The organism is Pseudonocardia kongjuensis, from assembly GCF_039526905.1.
Taxonomy (GTDB): Bacteria; Actinomycetota; Actinomycetes; order Mycobacteriales; family Pseudonocardiaceae; genus Pseudonocardia; species Pseudonocardia kongjuensis.
The window spans coordinates 11327-33228 of the sequence record NZ_BAAAJK010000063.1 but is presented as its reverse complement, the minus strand read 5'-3'; the positions used below and the strand labels follow the sequence as shown (position 1 = coordinate 33228).

Sequence of the window (21902 nt, the reverse complement as noted above, 5' to 3'; positions counted from 1 at the left end):
CGTCAGCGCCGCTCGAGCAGCGAGCGCAGCGACCGGAACGGCGGCAGCCAGGCGCCCTCGTCGGGCAGCGTGTCCAGCGAGACCCGCGGCAGCGGCTCCCGGAACACGCCGTCGATGTCCTCCAGGTCCAGGAACGAGATCACCTCGGAGGACAGCGCGAACCCGGCGTACTCCCGGAACCCGATCACCGAGACGTCGGTGCCGGACTCGACGAGCTTCTCCAGCGGGTCCTTGAACGCCCGCCCGTCGCCGGACGCGACGACGACGTGCCGCAGCCTGCCCTCGGCCGCGCGCAGGTCGATGTGCGCGAGCATGTCGTCGTCGACGTCGGAGTCCTCGCTGCTCTTCGGCTTGGCGAAGACCGCGAAGCCGACGTTGCGCAGCGCCTCGACCCAGGGCCGGACGATCTCGATGCTGCCCGCGGCGACGTTGGTGAACACGCACGCCTCGGCCTCGGCCTCGGGGCCGGCGAGATCGAGCAGCCAGCGGCCGACGGCGTCGAACCGGGGCCGGTAGGCCGACGTCGGCCGGGCGCCCAGCAGCGAGCCGAGGCTCATGTCCATGTTCGGGGCGTCCCAGACGAGCAGCACCCGCTCCAGCGGTCCGGTCGGCCCGGTACGCCCCTGCTGGCCCGTCACGGTCCCCGCCCCGCTGCTCATGCCGGCGAGCCTAGTCGGGACGTGCCGTCGGCCGGCGGGCGCCGGGTGGGCGAGACTGTGCCGGTGACGACGACGGGCAGTGCGGGCACCGACGGTCAGCGGATCGCCGAGGAGAGCGCGGCCGCGATGCGGGCGGCGGACCGGGCGGCCCGCGCCGCGGGCGTCGAGGTGACGGAGGTGGCGCCGGGCCGCGCCGTCGCCACCATGACGGTCGGCGAGGACCACGCCAACGGCCACGGCGTCTGCCACGGCGGCTACCTGTTCCTGCTCGCCGACGCCGCGATGGCGTACGCGTGCAACGCCTACGGCGTCTCGGCGCTGGCGACCGGCGCGGACATCGCGTTCCTGCGCCCGGCCCGGACCGGCGACCTGCTGACCGCCGAGGCGGCGGAGCGCGCGCTGACCGGCCGGTCCGGGCTCTACGACGTGACGGTCCGGACCGCCGACGGGGCGGTTGTCGCCGAGTTCCGGGGGCGGACCCGGCAGGTCCCCGGCCTGGCCCCGCCGCCGCCGGCCTGACCCGCCCGGCCCGCCCGGGCGCGGCCCGCGACCGCACCGGCGACCGGGCTCACGCCGGTGCGGACCGGAAGTCGCGACCCTCCAGGACCGCCGAGGCGAGCACGCCGGCCACCAGCGCCCAGAACGGGCTGGAGATCCCCAGCGGCGCGATCCCGCTCATGGCCACGACCAGCGCCGTCAGCGCCCCCACCCGGAACCGGCCCTCGCCGAACGCGCCGCGGAACGACGAGACCAGCACCCCGATCATCGCCAGGCCCGCGACGGCCGAGACCAGCTCGACCGGCAGCGCCGTCACCGCGGTCACCGCCAGGCCGGCGAGCACGCCGAAGGCGATGAACACGACACCGTTGACCACGCTCGCCGCGTACCGGGCGTCCTTGTCGGGGCCCGCCTGCGGACCGGCGCAGATCGCCGTCATCGGCCCGGCCACGTTCGCGTTGTGCCCGCCGAACAGCGGGGCCAGCGCGCCGCCGACGCCGCTGGCCACCGTCATCGCGTTCACCGGCGGCCGGTAGCCCTGGCTGAGCAGCACGCCGTAGGCCTGCGCGTTCTCGGCCGCGATCACCAGGACGGCGAGCGGCAGCGCGACGGCGAGCAGCGCGCCCACGTCGAAGGTGGGGACGACCAGCACCGGAAGGGTCCAGCCCTCGACGGCGGCGCCGTCCCCGGAGAGGGCGCCGGTCGCGATGGCCGCGACCAGCCCGGCCCCGAGTGCGCCGAGCGCCCCCGGGACCGACGGCACGAACCGGGACAGCACCAGGAACCCGGCGATCGCCGAGCCGACGATCCACGGCGCCGCCGCGGCCGCGTTCACCACCTCGGTGCCGAACCGGATCAGCGCCCCCGCGATCATCGCCATCACGATGGGCAGCGGGAGCAGGCGGGCCACCGTGCCGATCAGCCCGCTGAGGCCGAGCGCCAGCACGAGCAGCCCGGCGACCAGGAACGCCCCGACCAGGTCGGAGAACTCGTAGGAGCCGAGCGCCCCGACCGCGAGCACCGCGCCGGGGATGGAGTACGCGCCGACCGCGGGCATCCGGTAGCGCAGAGCCAGGAACAGCGAGATCAGCCCGCCGAACACGTAGATCCCGAAGATCCAGGACGAGATGATCACGCCCGGGACGCCGGCGGCGGCGGCTCCGTCGATCACGATCAGGGCGGGCCCGGTGCACCCGAAGACCGCGGCGACCACCCCGGCGCCGATCGTCGCCGGAGTGAGCCGCGACGGCAGGCCGCGCAGGCCGGACCGGATGCCGGGGCCGGGCTCGAGCCCCCGGGAACGGACCGGCCCGTCCAGCACGGCGCCCTCGCCGGGCCCGTCGGTGGATGCGGTCATCGTGTCGCCTCCTTGCGATCACACACCGGATCGGTACAGTGGATGCAGTGGGTGCAGTGGGTACGGGGGTGTCCGGCGGTGCGGTCAGGACCGGCGGCGCAGGCCCCGGAGCCGGCCGAGCCCGCGCCGGACGAGCGCCCCGGCGGCGTCCCGGGCGGTGCCGACGAGCAGCCGCAGCTGCGCCCGGCGGCCCGGCGCCGTCACCGAGCCGGTCTGCGCGGCCTCGTCGACGCTCGCCGCGAACTGCTCGAACATCCGCCGCGAGACGTCCCCGGCGAGTGCCCGGCCGAACTGGGCGACCCGGCCGGTGAGGTGGACGTCGGCGTGCGCGGTCAGCACGGTCCCGCCGCCGGGGCCGGCCGCCGCCGCCAGCACGACGTCGGCCCGGGTGGCGCTGCCCCCGGCGTCTGAGCCCTGGGCGTGGAAGCGCAGCCGGTGCGCCGCCGGGTCGCGTTCGACGACCTGGGCGAGTCCGTCGAAGGAGAGCCTCACCGGGCCGAGCGCGACGGTGGCGCGGCCGCGGTACCGGTCGCCGTCGAGCACCTCGGTCAGCCGGGCGCCGGGCAGGCAGCGGGCCAGCAGGTCGAAGTCGTCCAGCACCGCCCAGACCCGGTCGGTCGGCGACCGCAGCGTGCTGGTCACCTCGACCACCGCCGACGGCGGCCCGGAGGGCAGCTCGACGCGCTCGGGTGCCGCGGCCGCCGGGACGTCCTCGGCCGGGGCCCCGGCCCCGGATCCCGCTCCGGTGCCACGGCCGACCAGGGTGCGGTGGCCGCAGGCCAGCGGGCCGGGGACGCCGTCCGGGTAGGTGCGTGCGACGTCGTCGACGGCGGCGAGGATCCCGCGGTACCCGGTGCACCGGCACAGCACGCCGGACATCTGCTCGGGCAGCTCCTCTGCGGTGACGCCCGGATCGGACCGGAGCAGGTCGTAGCTGCTCATCAGCATGCCGGGGGTGCAGAAGCCGCACTGCAACCCGTGATGGGCGGAGAACGCCCGCTGCAGCGGATGCTGGTCCTCGGGGGTGCCGAGCCCCTCGACGGTGACGATCTCGGCGCCCTCGCACTGGACGGCGAACAGCAGGCAGGCCCGGGCCGCCTGCCCGTCGACCATGATCGTGCACATCCCGCACACGCCGTGCTCGCAGCCCAGGTGGGTGCCGGTCAGGCCGAGCTGCTCGCGCAGCGCGTCGGCGAGATGCGCCCGGGGCGGCACGTCGACGGTGGCCCCGGTGCCGTTGACGGTCATCGCGATCCGGACGGTCTCGTCGGCGGCGACCCGTTCCCGGGGCGCGGGCCGGGCCCGCGAGGCCGGGGGATCGGACAGGGCGGTCATGCGGTCTCCCTCCGGTCCCGGGCGCGGCGCAGCGCCCGGGACAGCTCTCGTGCGGCGAGCACGCCGAACAGCCGCCGCCGGTACCCGGTGGAGCCGTGGGTGTCCCCGCCGGTGTCGACGACCTCCTCGGCGAGCGCCGCGGTGGCCGGGCGGAGGCCGTGCTCGTCCTCCGCCTCGCGCAGCAGCGGCGTGACCTCGCGGGTGACGGCCCGGTCGGAGATCCCGAAGCCGGTCAGCCGGGCCCCGGTGACGGCGCCGTCGCGATCGACCCGGACCCGGGTGACGACCCCGGCGAGCGCGAAGTCGCCGTGCCGGCGGGCGATCTCGGCGAACCCGTGGCCCTCGCCGGCCGCCGCGGCCGGGAAGGTCACCGACAACAGGAGGTCCTCCGGGCCGGCGGCGGTGCTCATCGCCCCGGTGACGAACTCGGCCGCCGGGATCGTCCGCCGACCGGCCGGGCCGATCAGCTCGATCCGCGCGTCCAGGCAGCAGGCGACGGCGGGCAGCTCGGCGGCCGGGTCGGCGTGCGCGAGGCTGCCGCAGACGGTGCCCCGGCTGCGCAGCTCGCGATGACCGACGAACGGCATCGCCATCCCGATCAGCGGGACGGCGCGGGCGGCCGGGTCGTGCTCGACCGCGCGCTGGCGCACCGCCGCGCCGACGCGCAGGCCGCCGTCGCGGACGCCGAGCTCGCCGAGCTCGGGGACGGCGGTGATGTCGACGAGGGTGCCCGGCCGGCCCAGCCGCATGGCCAGTACCGGGACCAGCGACTGCCCACCGGCGAGCACCTTGCCGTCCCCGCCGGCGAGCTCGCCGAGCACGTCGTCGAGCGAACCGGGGCGGACGTAGGCGAACGGTGCGGCCTTCATCAGCGACCCGTGAACTCCGCCGCGCGCTTCTCGCCGAACGCCTTCACGCCCTCGGCGAAGTCGTCGGTGGCGCGCAGCATCGAGTAGGCCTTCCGCTCCAGCTCGATGCCGGTGTACAGCGGGCCGTCGACACCGCGGTCGAGGACCTCCTTGGCGGTGCGCAGCGCGGCCGGGGAGAAGCCGGCCATCCTCAGCGCGAGCTCGTCGGCTGCGGCGTGCAGGGCGTCCCGGTCGTCGTACAGCTCGGCGGAGAGGATCCCCCAGTCCAGCGCCTGCCGGGCCTGGATCCGGGTGGCGGTCATGATGTGGAACTTCGCCCGGGACAGCCCGATCAGCCGGGCCAGTCGCTGGGTGCCGCCGGAGCCGGGGATCATGCCGAGGTTCATCTCGGGCAGCGCGAGCTGGGTGCGGCCGGTGCCGAGCCGGATGTCGCAGGCCAGCGCCATCTCCAGCCCGACGCCGAAGCAGTAGCCGTCGATCGCCGCGATCACCGGCTTGGCGCTACGGGCCGGGGCGGTGACGTCGTGCCCGAGGTCGGTGAGGTCGATCGGGTCGACCTCCATGAACCCGGCGATGTCGCCGCCGGAGGTGAAGTGCTGCCCGTCCGAGCGGACCACCACGACCTTGATCTGCGGGTCCCGGTCGATCTCGGCGAAGCGCTCGGCGACCAGCCGGCGCATCTCCATCGTGACGACGGTGTACGTGCCGTGGGACAGGGTCAGGTACGCGACGCGGCCGTCGTGCCCGCGTTCGAGGACGACGTCGCCGCCGGTGAGTGCCATGTCAGGAACGCTCCTTCTCGGTGAACTTCCGGTGCAGGACCTCGCCGTGCAGGGGCAGCGAGGTGACGGTGATCCCGTGCGGGGCCAGCGCGTCGGCGACGGCGTTGGCGTAGGCGACCGGGAAACTCATGGACGACCCCTCGCCGCAGCCCTTGGCTCCGAGCGGGGTCAGCGGTGACGGCGTCACCACGTGGTCGGTGCGCAGCTCGAACCCGGCCTCGGCGCTGGTCGGGCACAGGTAGTCGAGGAACGTCGCCGACGTGGGCTGGCCGGACGGGGCGTGCGTGAACTCCTCGTAGCCCGCGCCGCCGAGGCCGTGCACCAGTGCGCCGTGGACCTGCCCGTCGAGCAGGGTCTGGTCGAGCACGGTGCCGGCGTCGTGCACCGAGGAGACCCGGTCGACGGTGATCTCCAGGGTGTCCGGGTCGATGGAGACGGCGACGATCTCGGCGACGAAGCCGTAGCAGAGCGAGGAGTTGATCCGGTCGTCGGCGGTGGCGGCCCGGGTCTCGCGCGGCGAGAACTCGGCCTCGGCGTAGAGCCGCGCGGGCACGCCCTCGGGCAGCGCGGCCGGATCCCAGTGCACGACGCCTGCCGCGTGCCGGAACGTGACGCCGCGGCCGTCGGGGTGCACCACGTGCCCGTCGACCAGCGACAGCTCGGCCGGGTCGGCGCCGTCGAGCAGGGTCGAGGCGGCGGCCTTCACCGTCGTCGCGATCGTGTCGGCGGCCGCGACGACGGCGCTGGTCACCAGCGGCGCGAAGCGCGAGGAGTAGGAGCCGGAGGTGACCGTCCAGGGCGTCGTCGCGGTGTCCATGTCGATCACCGCGCGGACCCGGTCGGGCGGCAGCCCGAGCCGTTGCGCGGCGATCCGGCGGGCCACCGTGGCGTGCCCCTGCCCCTGCGGGACCGAGCCGAGCAGCACGGTCACGGTCCCCTGGAGGTCCACCGACATCCGGACGTGCTCGGTGGAGCCGGACTTCCCGCGGCCCGGCCTGCGCTGCTCGGCCGGGGTGGCGAGACCGACGTAGCCGATGTTGGTGCCGGACGGGTCGACGACCAGCGCGGTACCGATCCCGTAGCAGCCGCCGCGGGCCCGCGCCTCGTCGCGGCGCTTCTCCAGCTCGGGCAGGTCGGCGTTCTTCACCGCCAGCTCCAGCGCGGCGGCGTAGTCGCCGGAGTCGTAGACGCCGCCGGTGGCCGTCTCGTGCGGGAACGCGGTCACCAGGTTCCGGCGCCGCACCTCGACGACGTCGAGCCCGGTCGCGTCGGCGATCTCGTCCAGCAGCCGTTCGAGGCCGAAGTAGAGCTGCTGGCCGCCGAACCCGCGGTTCAGCCCGGTCGGCATGGTGTTGGTGACGACCGCGCGGGCCCGGATCTGCACCGCGTCGATCGTGTACGGGCCGGTGATGTTGCCGTAGCAGCGGTAGAGCGTGGAGGGCTCCGGCGGGCGCAGGTAGGCGCCCACGTTGTCGATCAGGTCGGTGCGCAGGGCGGTGATCGTGCCGTCGGCGGTCACCGCGGCGGAGAACGTCATCGCCCGGTCGGCCCCGGTGGAGCTGGCCATCAGGTGCTCGACCCGGTCCTCGGACCAGCGCACCGGGGTGCCGGCGTGCTTCGAGGCCAGCGCCATCAGCACCACGTAGGGATAGATGCCCGCCTTGATCCCGAAGCTGCCGCCGATGTCGGCGGGCACGTGCAGCCGCACCTGCGAGGTGGGCAGGCCGAGCGCGCCGGCCATCACCGGCACCATCGAGAACGGCCCGTGGAAGTTCGCCCACGCCTCGACCGACGGCCCGCCGGACTGCTCGGTCCAGTGCGCGATCACCGAGTAGCACTCCATCGGCACCGAGGAGTAGCGGGGGAAGTCGTAGGTCCCGGTCACCACGTGGGCCGCGTCGGCGAACCGTTCCTCGACCGGCCCGAAGGAGAAGGTGCGGTCGGTGGCGACGTTGGTCCCGGCGTCGGGGTGCAGCAGCGGGGCGCCGGGCTCCAGCGCCGCGCGGGCGGCGGTGACCGCGCCGAGATCCTCGTAGTCGACCGTGACCAGCTCCGCGGCGTCCTCCGCGACGTACCGGTCGGTGGCGACGACGACGGCGATCGGCTCCCCGACGAAGCGCACCTTGTCGACGCCGGTGGGCAGGTAGGGCATCGGCACACCGGTCGAGAGCGGGAACGGCCGCAGCGCCGCACGCACCTCGTCGGGCCCGATCACCGCGGCCACCCCGGGATGTGCCCTGGCGCGGGTGAGATCCACCGACCGCAGCCGCGCGTGCGGCCGGTTGGACCGCACGACGGCGGCGACCAGCGTGCCGGGGAGCGGATCGAGATCGTCCAGGAACGCGCCGCGGCCGGTGACCAGCGCGGCGTCCTCGTCCCGGCTCGGGGTCCAGTGCTCCGGGTGCTCAGGCACGGAACTCACCCCTGGCCCGGTAGTCCCCCGCGACCAGGGTGCGGCGCAGGGTCTTGCCGACCCCGGACCGCGGCACCTCGTCGACGGCGATGACCCGCTTCGGGCGCTTCAGCGACGGCAGGTGCTCCCGCGCGAACGCCATCGCCCGTTCGGCGGCGACCATCGGGTCGGCCCCGCGGGCCGGGACGACGAACGCGCTGACGGCGTGCCCCCAGCGCTCGTCGGGCAGCCCGACCACGCACACGTCGTCGATCTCGGGGCACCGGGCCAGCACGGACTCGATCTCGTCCGGGTAGACGTTCTCGCCGCCGGAGTTGATCATGTCGTCGGTGCGGCCGGAGACCCAGAGGTCGCCGTCGTCGTCGGCGACGGCCAGGTCGCCGGTGTGGTACCAGCCCTCCCGGATCGCCCTGGCGTTCGCGTCGGGCCGCTGCCAGTAGCCGCCGAACGCCTCCACCGACTCCATCGAGACGATGACCTGTCCCTGCTCGCCGGGCTTCACCTGCTCGTCGACCGGGGCGTCCGCGTCCGGTGCGATCAGCCGGACCCGGGAGAACAGCCCGGCCCGGCCCGCGCAGCCGGGCTTGGCGGCGACGTCCGGGCCGATGGTGAAGGTGTAGATCTCGGTCGAGCCGAAGTGGTTGACGAACGAGACCGGTGCGAGCTCCTCGACGAGCTGCTCGGCCAGCGACGGGGTCATCGCCGCCCCGGCGTAGGCGAGGTTGTCCAGCGCGCCGGCCCCGCCGAGCCGGCCGGTGCGCAGCAGCGACCAGTAGATCGTCGGAACCAGGTAGAGCGAGCCGATCCGCTCGTCGAGGATCAGATGCATCGACTCCTCGGCGTCGAAGGCGGGCTGGCCGACCCAGGTGCCGCCGACGACGATCGATCCCAGCAGGGTGCGCAGACCCATCGTGTGGAACAGCGGCATCACGCCGAGGGTGGCCACCCCCTGCCGCTGCCGGGTCTGCATCACGTGGGCGACGGCGGCGGAGTGCTCGGCGCCGTGCGTGCGCGGCACGCCCTTCGGCTTCCCGGTGGTCCCGGAGGTGTAGAGCATCACGCTCAGGTCGGTGGCCTGCGGCGTCACCGCGGCGACCGGCGCGTCCTGCCGCTGCGCCGTGGCGTCGATCTCGGCGACGGTGCGCAACCGGTCGGTGATCCCGGCCTCGGCGACCCGGTCGGCGTGCGCGGAGTCGGCGATCGCGAGCCGCGCGTCGGCGTCGTCGAGGCAGTAGGTCAGCTCCGGGACCCCGAACCGGGTGGAGAGCGGCACCGAGACCGCGCCGAGCTTCTGGGCGGCGAGGTGCAGGCTCGCCAGCTGCTCGCCGCCGTGCATCAGCAGCGCCACCCGGTCACCCCGGCCCACCCCGTTCGCGCTCAGGGCCGCGGCCAGCCGGTCGGTGCGGGCGTCCCATTCGCGGTAGGTCAGCCGGCGCCCCGCGCCGGCGACCGCCGTCCGCTCCGGGTTGCGCTCGGCAGCCCAGCGCAGCGTCGTCACCAGGTCCATGCGACCTCCTCGTCGTCCATCTGTTTCAGACCATACGATTCGGACTATCGCGCTGGCAAGGGTCGTTCTCGGCGGACGAGGAGCGCCGGGAGCACCCGGCTACAGTCGGGTCCCTGCCGGTGGACCGGTCGTGAGGAGTGCGGATGCGGCTGTCGACGACGTCGTACCTGGTCCTGGGCATGATCGCGCTGCGCGGGCCGTCGACGCCCTACGACCTGAAGCGGGCGGTCAGCCGATCGGTCGGCTACTTCTGGCACTTCCCGCACGCGCAGCTGTACTCGGAGCCGGACCGGCTCGCCGAGGCCGGCCTGCTGGCCCTCGACACCGAGGACAGCGGTCGCCGCCGCAAGACGTACTCGCTGACCGGGGCGGGCCGGACCGCGCTGCGGGAGTGGCTGGCCGCCCCGACACCCGAGCACTTCGAGATGCGCGACGTGGCCGAGCTCAAGCTGTTCTTCAACGAGGCGGGCTCACCGGAGGACGTCGACAAGCTCGCCCGGGAGCAGATCCGCCAGCACGAGGAGCGGATCGGCATCTACGAGGCCATGGTCGACCGGCACGGCGCCGAGGGATGGGCCGAGCCCCGCATGATCACCCTCGAGCTGGGGCTGGAGATGGAGCACGCGGCGCTGCGGTTCTGGACCGCGCTGGCCGAGGGCGACCTGGACCGGCTGCGCCGCGACCGGGCCGAGCGGGACCCCCGCGGCCCGATCTGACCGGCCCGACGGCTGCCGGCTCCGGTCAGATCCGGTGCGGCTCCAGGAACGCCGGCCGCAGGTCGGGATCCGGCTCGTCGTAGTAGCGGTGGAACACCGGGGTCTGCGCACCGGACATCGGCGGCACGATCCAGCTCCAGTCGGCCGGGCAGCTCCGGCCCGCGGCCTCCTCCTTCTCCAGGTGCCGCAGGAAGCGCTCGGACTCGGTGTGGTGGTCGGCCATGGTGACGCCGTCGGCGTCGAACGAGTAGGTCACCGCCCGGACCAGCTCGACCATCGCCCGGTCCTTCCACATGGTGCGCACCGAGCGGGTGTCCAGCCCGAGCCGCTTCGCGATCTCCGGCAGCAGGTCGTAGCGGTCCGGGTCGGCCAGGTTGCGGGCGCCGATCTCGGTGTCGAGGTACCAGCCGTTGAACGGCGCGGCCGGGTAGACCACGCCGCCGATCTCCAGCGGCATGTTGCTGATCGCCGGGACGGAGTGCCAGCGCAGCCCGAGCCGGGCGAACCACGGGTGCTCGGGATGGCGCAGCGGGACCTCGTGCACGGCGTCCGGCGGGACGTCGAACAGCCGGGACCGGCCGTCCGCACCGGTGATCAGCAGCGGCAGCACGTCGAACCGGCCGAGCGGCTGCGGCCGCGGCCAGCCCATCTCGACCACCCGGTCGGTGAACTCGACCTGGGTCGGGTCGCCGATGACGGCGCCGTCCGGGCCGCGATGGCCGGCGTAGCGCACCAGCTGGTCGTTGCGGATCCGCGGGGCCGGCCGGCCGGGCACGTCCGGCGCGAACACGGTGATCGTGGACCGGATCCGGCCGCCGCGGGTGGCGGCCCGCAGGTGCCCGACGCTCTCCTGTGCGACGTCCGCCGGGTCGCTCAGGTGCCGCAGGTCGCGCACCTGCAGCGACTGCCAGTAGAGGCGGCCGATGCAGCGCGCCGAGTTCCGCCAGGCGACCCGCGCGCCGAACACGAGCTCGTGCGCGGTGTGGGTGTAGACGCCGCGCCGGTCGATCTCGCCCAGCACCTGCCGGAGCCGCTCGGTCAGCGGCAGCTCGGGCTCGGTCTCGGTGTAGACCTGACGGAGGAACTCCTCGGCGGCCTTCGGGTCGACCGGCTGCGGATTGCGCTCGTCCGGGACGCCGGCGGCGACCGGGTGCCCGCCGGACCGCCCGTGCCCGGTGACCGGGCAGCCGGTGGCGCCGGCCGCCGGGGTGCGGGTGGTCGCCGGGGTGCGGGTGGTCGCCGAGCCCGCCGTGCCCGCCGCCGGGACGACCGTGGTCGCGGCGATGCCGGGCGCCTCGACCCGGGTGGTGACGGTGGCCCCGGTGCTGCGCAGCGGGACCGCGACGGTGGCGCCCTCCACGGCGGCCGTCCCGCCGGTACGGACCGTGCGGCCCAGCGCGGCGGGGCCGACGACGGTGGTGGCCTCGACGCCGGTCCGGGCCGGGGTCGCCGTGGTGGCGTCGACCGCACCCGCCAGCGGGACGATCGCGACCGCCCGGGTGGCCGGTTCGGGCTGCTGCTGACCGGCGGACGACGCGGACTCCTCGGCGGTGCCCGGCTGGGCGTCGGTGGAGCGGGGGGTGGGGCTGGGGCGGAAACCGGCCGGGCGGCGCACCGGCTGGGTCGGTCGCGCGGGCGCGGGCTGGTTGCTCGCGGCGTGCTCCACCGTCGTCACGGGCGTCCTTCTGGGGTCACTCGGGCGGGGATGTGTGTCGGGGGGAACAATGACCCTAGTCGGTCACTCTCCGTATGTCACTGGGGGCGCTTCTGTGGTCGGCGACGTACAACAGGTCCCGTACCGGGCGACCCTCGATCCGGGCACGTTCCTCGAACTTCGTGGTAGGACGCCATTCGGGCCGCTCCTGCCACCCGTCCGGCCCCGGCGGGAAGGCGCCGTCCGGCCGTAGGTCGGGCTCCGCGGTGACCACTCTGCGCATCTGCTCGGCGTAGTGCGGCCAGTCGGTCGCCAGGTGCAACCGGCCGCCCGGGACCAGCCGGGACACGGCCAGCCGGACGAAGCCGGGCTGCACCAGCCGCCGTTTGTGGTGCCGTCGCTTCGGCCACGGGTCCGGGAAGAAGATCCGGAGACCGTTCAGCGATCGGGGCGCGACGGCCCGCTCCAGCAGCTCGACGGCGTCGCCGCGGAGCACCCGCTGGTTGCCCAGGCCGAGCTGTTCGACCCGCATCAGCAGCTGGGCGAGGCCGGGCTCGTAGACCTCGACGGCCAGGTGGTCGATCCCCGGCTCGGCCGCCGCGAGCGCGGCCGTCGTCTCCCCCATGCCGGAACCGATCTCCAGCACCAGCGGGGCGGTCCGGCCGAACGCGGCGTGCGGGTCCCAGTGGCCGCCCGGCTCGGGGAGCACGTCCGCGACCTCGCCGCCGAGCACCGGCCACAGCCTCCGCCAGGCCGACTCCTGGCCGTCGGAGAGCCGGACCCGCTGGTGGACGTACGAGCGGATCCGGCTGTCGTGCGGTCGGTCCGGGGTCAGCGCCCGATCAGGCACCGGTGGTGTTCCGGCCGGCGGCGGGCAGCCGCACGTGCGCCGTCGCGCCGGGCAGCCGGCCCCGGATGTAGCCGGCCGCGGTGACGCCGAAGCAGGCCACGATCGCGGCGGCCGAGGCGGGATTGCGCTCGCGCGCCTCCCGGAGCACGCCCGCGGGGAGCACCTTCAGCGTGTAGCTGCTCTCGGTGGACAGCGAGTCCCCGGTGCCGACGACCTTCGAGACGGCGGCCTTGGAGATGCCCTCGGCCCAGCCGCGGCGCAGCAGGTAGCGCCAGGAGACGCGGTCGTCGGAGACCCGGTGGTCGACCGCGGCCTTCGGCTCGAACAGGATCCGCGGGGTGCGGCCGTCGGCGGTGTAGGCCTGCCGGGCGCGGATGCAGAGCTCGGTCTCCTCGCAGCCCAGCGGGTTCTTGCCGATCCGGCCCATGTCCTCGGCGAACCCGCCGACCCGCTTGAACACCTCGGCCCGCAGCGACATGTTGCAGCCCATGAGGTTGCGCATCTCGGCCCGCTCGGTGGGCTGGCCGGTGTAGGTGCAGCCGACGACCCAGTCCAGCTCGCCGGTGGCGTCCGGATCGGTGGGCGCGGCGCCGGGCAGGGTGCGCGGGCGGCCGTCCGGCCAGCGCGGGTGGGCGATCCCGCCGACCCCGATGACGTCCGGATCGGCGTAGGGGGCGAGCAGCGCGCGGAGCCAGCCGGGGCGGGCGCTGGCGTCGTCGTCGAGGAACACGACGACCTCGCCGGAGGCCAGGTCGAGCGCGGTGTTGCGGGCGCCGGACAGGCCCTGCACCTGGTCGTTCGCGACGACGACGACCCCGAGCGGCCCGAACTCGCGCTCGGCGCGCTCGAACAACCGGTCGTTGTGGTCGACGACGACGATCGTCTCCAGCGGCGCGACGTCCTGGGCCAGCACCGACTCGACGGCCGACCGGATGTCGAACCAGCGCTTCTCGGTGTAGACACAGACGACGACGCTGGCGGTGGGCAGGTCGCTCACGACGTACTCGCTCCTCGTGCTGCTGGTTCCGCGGCGGGCCGCGCCGGCAGCGCTCTAGCGGGCGTACCCGGACGCCTTGCGGCGCTGCTCCATGCGACGGTGCTCCGCCATCAGGGTACGCAGCACCCGGGTGCCGTCCGCGAAGGTCCGCAGGTTCGTCTCGCCGAACATGCGCTCACGCTCGATCGACGGCACCTCGGTGATCTTCAGGTCGGCGGCGGCGACCCGGCAGTTGAGCACGGTCTCGATCTCGAAGCCGTCGCCCCAGAGCATCGAGCCGTCCTCCGGCTGCGGCGCGGCCGGGTCCGGGAGCTCGAGCTGCGGGAGCAGGTCGGCCCAGAAGGCGTTGTAGCCGTAGCAGAGGTCGGAGTAGCGGGTGCCGAACAGCCGGTTCGCGACGCCGTTCAGGCCGGCGTTGCCGGTCTTGCGCAGCAGCGTGATGTCGTCCGAGCCGCCGCCCTTGCAGAACCGGCTGCCCTTGGCGAAGTCGGCGCCGTTGACCAGCGCGTCGACGAAGCCGGGGATCTCGTTCGGGTCGGCCGAGCCGTCCGCGTCGAACATCACCAGGACGTCGCCGGTGGCGGCGGTGAAGCCGCAGGCCATCGCGTTGCCCTTGCCCTTGCGGGTCTGGGTGATCACGCGGGCCCAGGGCAGCGTGCGGCGGGCGACGGCGACCGTGTTGTCGGTCGAGTTGCCGTCGACGACGATCACCTCGTGCACCGCGGGGCGCACCGCGGCGATGGCCGGCAGCACGATCTCGAGGTTCCGCGCCTCGTTGCGGGTCGGGACGATGACCGAGACGGCCGGGTTCGCGCTGCGGCGCGGCGCGGGCCGGGGCCGCGGGCGCCGGAAGCCCTCGGGGCCCTCCGGCTGGAGGGGCTGGGCCGACTGGGTCGGCTGGGCCGCGCGGGCGGCACCGTTCGTCGGTCGGGCAGGACTCGCCGGGAGGGGCGTCTGTCCCGTGCCGGGGCCGGGCTGGGGCCCGGGTCGCGCGGGTGCGCTCGACTCGGGCGTGACGGCCGGGCGGGCGGGCGTAACGGCGCTCACACTTCCTCCATACAGGTCCGCTCTACTCGTTCAACGACGGTGTCACGGTCTGGTTGCGGTTCTCGTGTCGGGCAGCTTCTCGGACCCGACTGTGCAGACGTCCGGACCACCCGGGGGGTTGCCCCGGTCGGTTGATTCGTCCGTATCCGGCGTCCGGTTCGGTCCGCGCCCGGGACGCCGGTGGGGCCCGGGGGGACCGCTGCGCAGTCCTACGCATCCGGTCGCCGGTGGTGCCCGACAGGCTCTCACCATGTCGATCCGACGACGCCGGACGGACCCCCTCGGTGAGCTTCGTCCGCTCCTCGCACTGGCCAGGATGGACTGTGCTGCAACGCTGTCCTCGCAGGTGGACGGGCTGGTGGAGGTCGCGGTGCGCCGGCCGGGCCGGGCCGGCGACGCCGGCTGGTGGGCGGCAGCGCTGGACCGGCCGGCCCGCGATCTCGACGACGGCTGGGTGCGCCGTGCGGGTCCGCCGATGCGCCGCGCGAGCGCGCCGCGGGCACTGGGACGTCCGGGGCAACGGGTGACGCACATCACTCACGCTGGGTCACCGATCTGCGGTCCGGTCCTGGTGTCGGCGGCGTCGGCGGCCCTCGATGCCGTGCCCGGGCACCGCCCGCCCCGATCCCGGCGGTCCGGCGCCCCGCTCCCCCGGCGATCCGGCCCGTCGCGTGCCCGGCGATCCGGCCGGGCGGTGCGTCCCCGGCGGTCCGGCCCGGCCCGCCGCCCCCCGGGCTCGGGCGTGGCCGGTCTCCTCGTGTCCGGCGCCCTCCTCCCGGGAACGCTGCTGCCCGGAACCCTCCTGCCGGGAACGCTGCTGCCCGGCGCCCTGCTCTCCGGGTTGCTCGGCGCCGGACGGTTGCTGCCCGCCGCCGGCCCCGGGCTGCTGCTCGTGCTGTCCGGGCTGGTGCTGCTCGGCGGCGCCGGCATCGCCGCCCGGTCGCGGGCGGCCCGGGTCGCCCGGGCCCGGGAGATCGCGCACCGGGTGCGCGCGGCGGTGCTCGCCGCCGCGGACCGGGAGCTGATCCGGCGGACCCTGGACGCCGAGCTCGTCGTCGGGGGACGGTCGGCGCCGTGGCACCGGACGCCGTCCGGCCCGGGGACACACCGTGCGGCCTGACCCGGCTGCGGCCGGGCGCCCGGCCCCCGCGCCGGACCCGCGGACCGGTCCGGCCGATGCCCGGCCGGTTCGCCCGGGGCGCCGGCTGTGCGGGGTGTCCGGGATCGTGGCCGGTGCGGCGGCCGCCCCGCCGTGGTGGAGCTCGGTGCAGGTCGCCCGGGCGCCGGTCCGGCCGGAGGCGGACACCGGCCCGGTCCCCGGCACCGCGGTACCGGTGAGCGGGCCCGCGGCGCACGACACCGACCGGGACGGCCTGCCGGACACGCTGGTCGTCGACGGGTCCACCGGCACGTCGTTCTGGATCGACCTGGACCGCGACGGCCTGGCCGATCGCGTCGTCCGGCCGGGTCCGGCCGATCCGGCGGCCGGCCCGCCGGACGTGCTCACCGATCCCGGCGGGGACCGGTGACCCGGCTCAGTCCCCCGGCTGCTCGGACGGTGTCCGGGCCTCGCTCTCCGGGGCCGGCCCGCCGCCACCGCGCCGGAACCGGCCGGGGCCGCGGCGCTGCTCGGCGAGCTTCTGGTCGATCTCGGCGGACACGGCCTGCTGCCGGCGGCGCTCCCGGATCCGCAGCAGCACCAGCATCGAGACGCCGTAGGCGATGCCGACCAGCAGCAGCACCACACCGATCTTGAACACCACGGTCTGGGCCGTGCCCGCGTCGGCAGGCACGTCGATGACCGAGATCATCCCGAGCACGCCGAGCGTGAGCAGGTGGAACAGCACCACCAGCAGCCGGTTGATGGAGTGGGCGCTCTCCTTGTTCTGGAAGACGTCGTCCAGGAACGGTTGACCGGAGCGCAACAGGATCTGGCCGACACCGACCGTGATCAGAATGCCGATCACGACCAACGTCAGGTAGCTGGCGGTTCCCTCCACAGTGGGCCCCTCCCCGTGCGTGAGCAGGGTCCGAGCCTACCCTGTGCGACCGCTCCGACGCGCTGTGCGCGCGGATGGTTCACCGGTTAGGACCGGTCGGTGATCAGCTTCCGGAGCCGGGCGTGCAGCTCGTCCGGCGAGACGCCGCCGGTGAGCGGTGCCCCGGTGAGGGTGCGCAGGTAGAGGCCGTCCCCCACGAGCTGGACCAGCCAGGCGAGGACCGGGTCCTCGATCTCCTCGCGGAGCGCGGCGAGACCGTCGGCGTCGACCGCGGCCAGTGCGTCCCGGGCCGGTGCGCCTGCGGTGCTGCCGTCGGCGATCCGCAGCGCGGCCAGGTAGGTGCGGGTCAGCCCGACCGGCGACTCGCCGCCGGGCACCGAGGTGCGCAGGTAGTAGGCGACGGCGCCGTCCGGATCGGTCCGCATCCGCTCGGCGTCGCGCGCGCTGCGCTCGCGGAGCCGGTCGAGCAGCCCGCCGACCAGCGACTCCTTCGAGGAGAAGTGATAGAGCAGCCCGCCCTTGGAGACCTCGGCACTCGCCGCGACGGCGTCCAGGGTGGCCCCGCCCGGCCCCTGCTCGATGAGCAGCGTCTCGTACGCGTCGAGCACCCGGTCGCGGGCCGGTGGTCCTGCGTTCCGCCGCTCCGCCATCCGCGAAGGCTACCCACGTGCCCGTCGGTGCTTCCGCTCACAGGGCGGCCCGGCGGGTGGACTGTACCGTCTGGACGGTATATGACTGTACCGTCTGGACGGTAAAGCCGTCGTGCGGCGTTCACGGAGGAGAAGACAGATGTCACGGCCCGAGGTCAGCACCGGCCCGGTCGAGCGCCCGGGGGCCCGCGCCTGGCTCGCGCTGGCCGTGCTGGTGATCCCGACCCTGCTGGTGTCGATCGACAACACGGTGCTCGGCGTGGCGCTGCCCGAGCTCAGCGCGGCGCTCGGCCCGGACGCGTCGACCCTGCTGTGGGTGGTCGACATCTACCCGCTGGTGCTGGCCGGGCTGCTGGTCACGATGGGCACCCTGGGCGACCGGATCGGCCGCCGCCGGCTGCTGATGATCGGCGTGGCCGGCTTCGGCGTGGTCTCGCTGGCCGCCGGGTTCGCGACGTCCGCCGGGCAGCTCGTCGCCGCCCGCGCGCTGCTCGGCGTGTTCGGCGCGATGCTGATGCCCTCGACGCTGGCGCTGCTGCGCACCGTGTTCGTCGACCGGGTGCACCGCCGCCTCGCGCTGGCCGTGTGGGCGACCGGCTTCGCCGCGGGTGCCGCGCTCGGCCCGATCGTCGGCGGACTGCTGCTCGAGCACTTCTGGTGGGGATCGATCTTCGTGATGAGCGTGCCGCCGATGGCGCTGCTGCTCGTCGTCGCGCCGTTCCTGCTGCCCGAGTCGCGGGAGCCGTCCCCGGGCCGGCTCGACCTGGTCGGCGTGCTGCTGTCGCTGCTCGCGATGGGCCCGCTGGTGCTGGCGGTCAAGCTGATCGGCTCGTCCGGGTTCGGCCCGGGCGCCGCGGCGTCGGTGCTGGTCGGGGCCGCGGCCGCGGTCGGGTTCGTGCTGCATTACCGGCGGCGCGTCCGGGCCGGGCTCGATCCGCTGATCGACCTGGAGCTGTTCGCCCGGCCGGTGCTCCGCTACAGCGCGCTGGCCAACGCGACGACCATGTTCGGCCTGACCGGGCTGCTGTTCTTCGCCGCGCAGTACCTCCAGCTGGTGCTCGGCTCGTCGCCGCTGGAGGCCGGGCTGCTCCTGCTGCCCAGCTTCCTGGTGACGATCGTGGCCGGACTCGCCGCGGCCCGGCTGGCCCGCCGGTTCGCCCTGCACCAGCTGGTCTCGGTCGGGCTGGCGCTGGTGCTCGCGGGCTTCGCGGTCAGCCTGTTCCTGCAGGTCGACTCGGCGGTGCTGCTGCTGACCACGGCGGCGGTGCTGATCGGCGCCGGCATCGGGCTGTCCGAGACGGTCACCAACGACGCGATCCTCGCGGCCGCCCCGCCGGAGAAGGCGGGCGCCGCGTCCGCGGTCTCGGAGACGGCCTACGAGGTGGGCGCGGTGTTCGGCACCGCGGTCGTCGGTGGGGTGCTCTCCGCGGTGTACCGGGACGCGGTGGTGCTGCCCGGCGGCGCGCCCGCGGCGGCCGGCGAGACGCTCGGCAGCGCTGTCGAGGCCGCCCGGTCGCTGCCCGCGGGCCCGGCCGGCGAGCTGCTGGCGTCCGGCCGGGAGGCGTTCGTCGCGGGTGTCGACCTCGCGGCCGGGGTGGCCGCGGCGATCGTCGCGGTCGTCCTGGTGACGGCCGGGACCGGCCTGTGGCGGGCGCACCGGGGCGTGCTGGCCGCCGGCGCGTCCGGGATCCCGGAGCGGGCGCTGCAGCGTTCCGGTCGTTGACCGGGGCCCCGGGGGTGCGGGCCGGATCCCCGGGGACCCCGCGGACCCCGCCGGCCCCGGGGGCCGCCGCCGGGGCGCCCCGGCGGCGTGCCGTCGACCGGCTGGTTGACTACACCGGGACAGCCGCCGACGCCGTGGGAGACATCCGTGCCGTACGAGGTGGTCAGTGCCTACACGCTGGTTCTGGGTGGGGGACACGAGGAGCCGGATACCGACGAGCGCGGGTCCGGGCCCGAGGTCTCGGTGCACACCACCGCCGAGGACGCCTGGCGGGCACTGGACGCCGGCGTCCGGCAGCGCTGCGGGATGCGGCCCCGGCCGCGGCGGAGCATCGACCCGGACGCGGTCGTCCGGCTGGCCGACGCCTGGCGGGCGGCCGACCCGGTGACCCGCTACTGGAACATCACCGCGCACCGGCTGCCGATCATGGTCCCGGAGTTCGCGCGGACCCCGGCCGAGCCGGTCCGCACCCCCTTCGGCACGCAGAATGCGTAACTACGTCGGATCAATACGTTGAATCGGACCGTTCCGACTGCGCGGATGTAGTTCGGCGAAGCCTGCTTGCGCATTTCCGCTCAATCGTCCTGTGATGTCGTCGAATCCGTCACCCGCATCGGGTTGCGTTCGTGTGACAAGCCCGTCACCAGGAAGGACGTCGGCGTCCACGGCGGCCTTCTGGATCGATTTACATGATCGGTGTTGTGCCTGACCTCTCAAGAGATGCCATGGGTAGGGGTCCATTCCGCGGGTAGCCTCGGTTTCCACCTTTTCCCGCACAGGCCCGTGCCGATGATCGGTACGGGCTCGTAAGACTTCCCCGGGCGGCGGGCCGGGGCCGGCGAGGAGAACAGGACGACATGACTGCAGCCACCGTTCCGGGAACCGACAAGGCACCGACCACCAACCAGGCCGTCGTGGCCTGGGTGCAGGAGATCGCCGAGCTTGCGTCACCGGACCGGGTCGTGTGGTGCGACGGGTCGGAGGAGGAGTGGACCCGGCTGACCGACCAGCTGGTCGAGGCGGGCACCCTGACCCGGCTGGAGAAGAAGCCGAACTCGTTCTACGCCGCGTCCGACCCCGACGACGTCGCCCGGGTCGAGGAGCGGACCTTCATCTGCAGCGAGACCGAGCGGGGCGCCGGGCCGACCAACAACTGGCAGCCGCCGGCCGAGATGAAGCAGACCATGACCGAGCTCTACCGGGGCTCGATGAAGGGCCGGACGCTCTACGTCGTCCCGTTCTGCATGGGGCCGATCGACTCGGACGACCCGAAGATCGGCGTCGAGATCACCGACTCCGAGTACGTCGTCATCTCGATGAAGATCATGACCCGGATGGGCGCGAGCGTCGTCCCGCTGCTCGACACCGCCGGTGACCGCTGGGTCAAGGCGCTGCACTCGATCGGCGCCCCGCTGGAGGAGGGCCAGGCCGACGTCGCCTGGCCGTGCAACGAGACCAAGTACATCAGCCACTTCCCGGAGACCTGGGAGATCTGGAGCTTCGGCTCCGGCTACGGCGGCAACGCGCTGCTCGGCAAGAAGTGCTACGCGCTGCGGATCGCCTCCTCGATGGCGCACGACGAGGGCTGGCTCGCCGAGCACATGCTGATCCTCAAGCTGATCAGCCCGGAGGACAAGGCGTACTACGTGGCCGCCGCGTTCCCGAGCGCCTGCGGCAAGACCAACCTCGCGATGCTGCAGCCGACCGTGCCCGGCTGGCGGGCCGAGACCGTCGGCGACGACATCGCCTGGATGCGCTTCGGTGCCGACGGCCGGCTCTACGCCATCAACCCGGAGTTCGGCTTCTTCGGCGTCGCGCCGGGCACCAACTGGAAGACCAACCCGAACGCGATGCGCACCATCGAGCAGGGCAACGCGCTGTTCACCAACGTCGCGCTGACCGACGACGGCGACATCTGGTGGGAGGGTCTGGAGGGCGACCCGCAGCACCTGACGGACTGGAAGGGCAACGACTGGACCCCGGAGTCCGGCACCGACGCCGCGCACCCGAACTCCCGCTACACCGTGCCGATCGAGCAGTGCCCGGTCGTCGCCCCGGAGTGGGACGACCCGCAGGGCGTCCCGATCTCGGCGATCCTCTTCGGCGGCCGCCGCAAGACGACGATCCCGCTGGTCACCGAGGCGCGCAGCTGGCAGCACGGCACCTTTATGGGCGCCACCATGTCGTCGGAGAAGACCGCGGCCGCGGCCGGCGGGCTCGGCCAGGTCCGGCGCGACCCGATGGCGATGCTCCCGTTCCTCGGCTACAACGTCGGCGACTACTTCGCGCACTGGGTGAACGTCGGCAAGGGCGCGGACGCGGACAAGCTGCCGAAGATCTTCTACGTCAACTGGTTCCGGCGCGGCGACGACGGCCGCTTCCTGTGGCCCGGCTTCGGTGAGAACAGCCGCGTCCTGAAGTGGTGCATCGAGCGGCTGGAGGGCAAGGCGGCCGCCGTCGAGACCCCGATCGGCTACGTGCCCACCACCGACCAGCTCGATCTCGACGGCGTCGACGCCGACCAGGCCGACGTCGCCGAGGCGCTGGCAGTCGACGTCGAGGAGTGGAAGGCCGAGATCCCGCTGATCGAGGAGTGGTTCGCCACCATCGGCGGCGACAACCTGCCGTCCTCGATCCGCGACGAGTTCGAGGCGCTCAAGCAGCGCCTGGGCCTCTGAGCATCCCCGACCGGGACCGAACCCCCGGCGGCCGTCCGGCCGCCGGGGGTTTCGTCACATTGGGCCCACGATCGGTGACGGAGAGAGATTTCACGCCGATGGAGCAGTGCTGGACGGCGCGTCGTCACCCAGTGTGGACCCCGGAGGTTGCGTGGGTCGTGTCGCCG

19 protein-coding genes and 1 pseudogene are annotated in these 21902 nt (G+C 74.3%); 7 read left to right on the top strand and 13 right to left on the bottom strand.

Features of this window, described 5'->3' with window-relative positions:
* Nucleotides 1–2: 2 nt before the first annotated feature.
* Nucleotides 3–659: an NYN domain-containing protein gene (locus ABD160_RS32900; RefSeq protein ID WP_344030549.1), complete on the bottom strand. Its 657-nt coding sequence runs from the start codon at nucleotides 657–659 to the stop codon at nucleotides 3–5.
* Nucleotides 660–785: 126 nt separating this feature from the next.
* Between ABD160_RS32900 and paaI the strand changes: the two genes are divergently transcribed.
* Nucleotides 786–1178, top strand: a complete 393-nt coding sequence (gene paaI, locus ABD160_RS32895) for a hydroxyphenylacetyl-CoA thioesterase PaaI (protein WP_425563704.1) — start codon at nucleotides 786–788, stop codon at nucleotides 1176–1178.
* A gap of 49 nt (nucleotides 1179–1227) precedes the next feature.
* Here paaI and ABD160_RS32890 read toward each other — a convergent pair whose 3' ends face one another.
* The 6 genes from ABD160_RS32890 to ABD160_RS32865 all read right to left on the bottom strand — a co-directional run bounded on the left by ABD160_RS32890 (nucleotide 1228) and on the right by ABD160_RS32865 (nucleotide 9420).
* Nucleotides 1228–2514, bottom strand: coding sequence for a benzoate/H(+) symporter BenE family transporter (locus ABD160_RS32890; RefSeq protein WP_344030543.1), 1287 nt, complete (start codon nucleotides 2512–2514; stop codon nucleotides 1228–1230).
* Nucleotides 2515–2598: 84 nt separating this feature from the next.
* Nucleotides 2599–3849 carry a xanthine dehydrogenase family Fe-S subunit gene (locus ABD160_RS32885; RefSeq protein ID WP_344030539.1) on the bottom strand — a complete coding sequence of 417 codons (1251 nt, stop codon included), beginning with the start codon at nucleotides 3847–3849 and terminating at the stop codon, nucleotides 2599–2601.
* A complete protein-coding gene (locus ABD160_RS32880; RefSeq protein WP_344030536.1) occupies nucleotides 3846–4718 on the bottom strand; it encodes an FAD binding domain-containing protein in 873 nt (290 codons plus the stop codon). Before ABD160_RS32880 ends, ABD160_RS32885 begins: the two co-directional genes overlap by 4 nt.
* The gene (locus ABD160_RS32875; RefSeq protein ID WP_344030534.1) at nucleotides 4718–5500 is read right to left on the bottom strand and encodes an enoyl-CoA hydratase/isomerase family protein; all 783 of its coding nucleotides are present in this window, start codon (nucleotides 5498–5500) and stop codon (nucleotides 4718–4720) included. Before ABD160_RS32875 ends, ABD160_RS32880 begins: the two co-directional genes overlap by 1 nt.
* Nucleotide 5501: 1 nt before the next feature.
* A complete protein-coding gene (locus tag ABD160_RS32870) occupies nucleotides 5502–7913 on the bottom strand; it encodes a xanthine dehydrogenase family protein molybdopterin-binding subunit (protein WP_344030532.1) in 2412 nt (803 codons plus the stop codon).
* Nucleotides 7906–9420 carry a class I adenylate-forming enzyme family protein gene (locus ABD160_RS32865; protein WP_344030529.1) on the bottom strand — a complete coding sequence of 505 codons (1515 nt, stop codon included), beginning with the start codon at nucleotides 9418–9420 and terminating at the stop codon, nucleotides 7906–7908. Before ABD160_RS32865 ends, ABD160_RS32870 begins: the two co-directional genes overlap by 8 nt.
* 143 nt (nucleotides 9421–9563) lie before the next feature.
* Between ABD160_RS32865 and ABD160_RS32860 the strand changes: the two genes are divergently transcribed.
* On the top strand, nucleotides 9564–10136 hold the full coding sequence (locus ABD160_RS32860) for a PadR family transcriptional regulator (RefSeq protein ID WP_344030526.1): 573 nt from the start codon (nucleotides 9564–9566) through the stop codon (nucleotides 10134–10136).
* 25 nt (nucleotides 10137–10161) lie between these two features.
* Here the strand turns inward: ABD160_RS32860 and ABD160_RS32855 are convergent.
* The 4 genes and pseudogenes from ABD160_RS32855 to ABD160_RS32840 form a co-directional block, all read right to left on the bottom strand.
* Nucleotides 10162–11271: pseudogene (locus tag ABD160_RS32855) on the bottom strand (nitric oxide synthase oxygenase); the annotation flags it as partial.
* Between the two features lie 595 nt (nucleotides 11272–11866).
* Nucleotides 11867–12640 carry a tRNA (guanosine(46)-N7)-methyltransferase TrmB gene (trmB, locus tag ABD160_RS32850; RefSeq protein WP_344030523.1) on the bottom strand — a complete coding sequence of 258 codons (774 nt, stop codon included), beginning with the start codon at nucleotides 12638–12640 and terminating at the stop codon, nucleotides 11867–11869.
* A complete protein-coding gene (locus ABD160_RS32845; protein ID WP_344030520.1) occupies nucleotides 12633–13637 on the bottom strand; it encodes a glycosyltransferase family 2 protein in 1005 nt (334 codons plus the stop codon). Before ABD160_RS32845 ends, trmB begins: the two co-directional genes overlap by 8 nt.
* A gap of 54 nt (nucleotides 13638–13691) precedes the next feature.
* A complete protein-coding gene (locus tag ABD160_RS32840) occupies nucleotides 13692–14684 on the bottom strand; it encodes a glycosyltransferase family 2 protein (RefSeq protein WP_344030517.1) in 993 nt (330 codons plus the stop codon).
* A 757-nt stretch (nucleotides 14685–15441) separates the two neighbouring features.
* Here ABD160_RS32840 and ABD160_RS32835 point away from each other — a divergent pair.
* Both ABD160_RS32835 and ABD160_RS32830 read left to right on the top strand, forming a co-directional pair.
* Nucleotides 15442–15804 carry a hypothetical protein gene (locus ABD160_RS32835; protein ID WP_344030514.1) on the top strand — a complete coding sequence of 121 codons (363 nt, stop codon included), beginning with the start codon at nucleotides 15442–15444 and terminating at the stop codon, nucleotides 15802–15804.
* Nucleotides 15805–15898: 94 nt separating this feature from the next.
* Nucleotides 15899–16213 (top strand): hypothetical protein, encoded by a 315-nt coding sequence (locus ABD160_RS32830; protein WP_344030511.1) that lies wholly within the window; start codon nucleotides 15899–15901, stop codon nucleotides 16211–16213.
* A gap of 6 nt (nucleotides 16214–16219) precedes the next feature.
* Here the strand turns inward: ABD160_RS32830 and ABD160_RS32825 are convergent, their stop codons facing one another.
* Nucleotides 16220–16684 (bottom strand): hypothetical protein, encoded by a 465-nt coding sequence (locus ABD160_RS32825; protein WP_344030509.1) that lies wholly within the window; start codon nucleotides 16682–16684, stop codon nucleotides 16220–16222.
* 86 nt (nucleotides 16685–16770) lie between these two features.
* Entirely contained in the window at nucleotides 16771–17334 is a 564-nt protein-coding gene (locus ABD160_RS32820; protein WP_344030507.1) for a TetR/AcrR family transcriptional regulator, read from the bottom strand.
* Between the two features lie 139 nt (nucleotides 17335–17473).
* Here ABD160_RS32820 and ABD160_RS32815 point away from each other — a divergent pair, with 139 nt between their 5' ends.
* The 3 genes from ABD160_RS32815 (at nucleotide 17474) to ABD160_RS32805 (ending at nucleotide 21735) form a co-directional block, all read left to right on the top strand.
* Nucleotides 17474–19057 carry an MFS transporter gene (locus ABD160_RS32815; RefSeq protein WP_344030504.1) on the top strand — a complete coding sequence of 528 codons (1584 nt, stop codon included), beginning with the start codon at nucleotides 17474–17476 and terminating at the stop codon, nucleotides 19055–19057.
* 147 nt (nucleotides 19058–19204) lie between these two features.
* On the top strand, nucleotides 19205–19552 hold the full coding sequence (locus ABD160_RS32810) for a hypothetical protein (protein WP_344030502.1): 348 nt from the start codon (nucleotides 19205–19207) through the stop codon (nucleotides 19550–19552).
* Between the two features lie 362 nt (nucleotides 19553–19914).
* Nucleotides 19915–21735 (top strand): phosphoenolpyruvate carboxykinase (GTP), encoded by a 1821-nt coding sequence (locus ABD160_RS32805; RefSeq protein WP_344030500.1) that lies wholly within the window; start codon nucleotides 19915–19917, stop codon nucleotides 21733–21735.
* The last annotated feature ends 167 nt before the right edge of the window (nucleotides 21736–21902 follow it).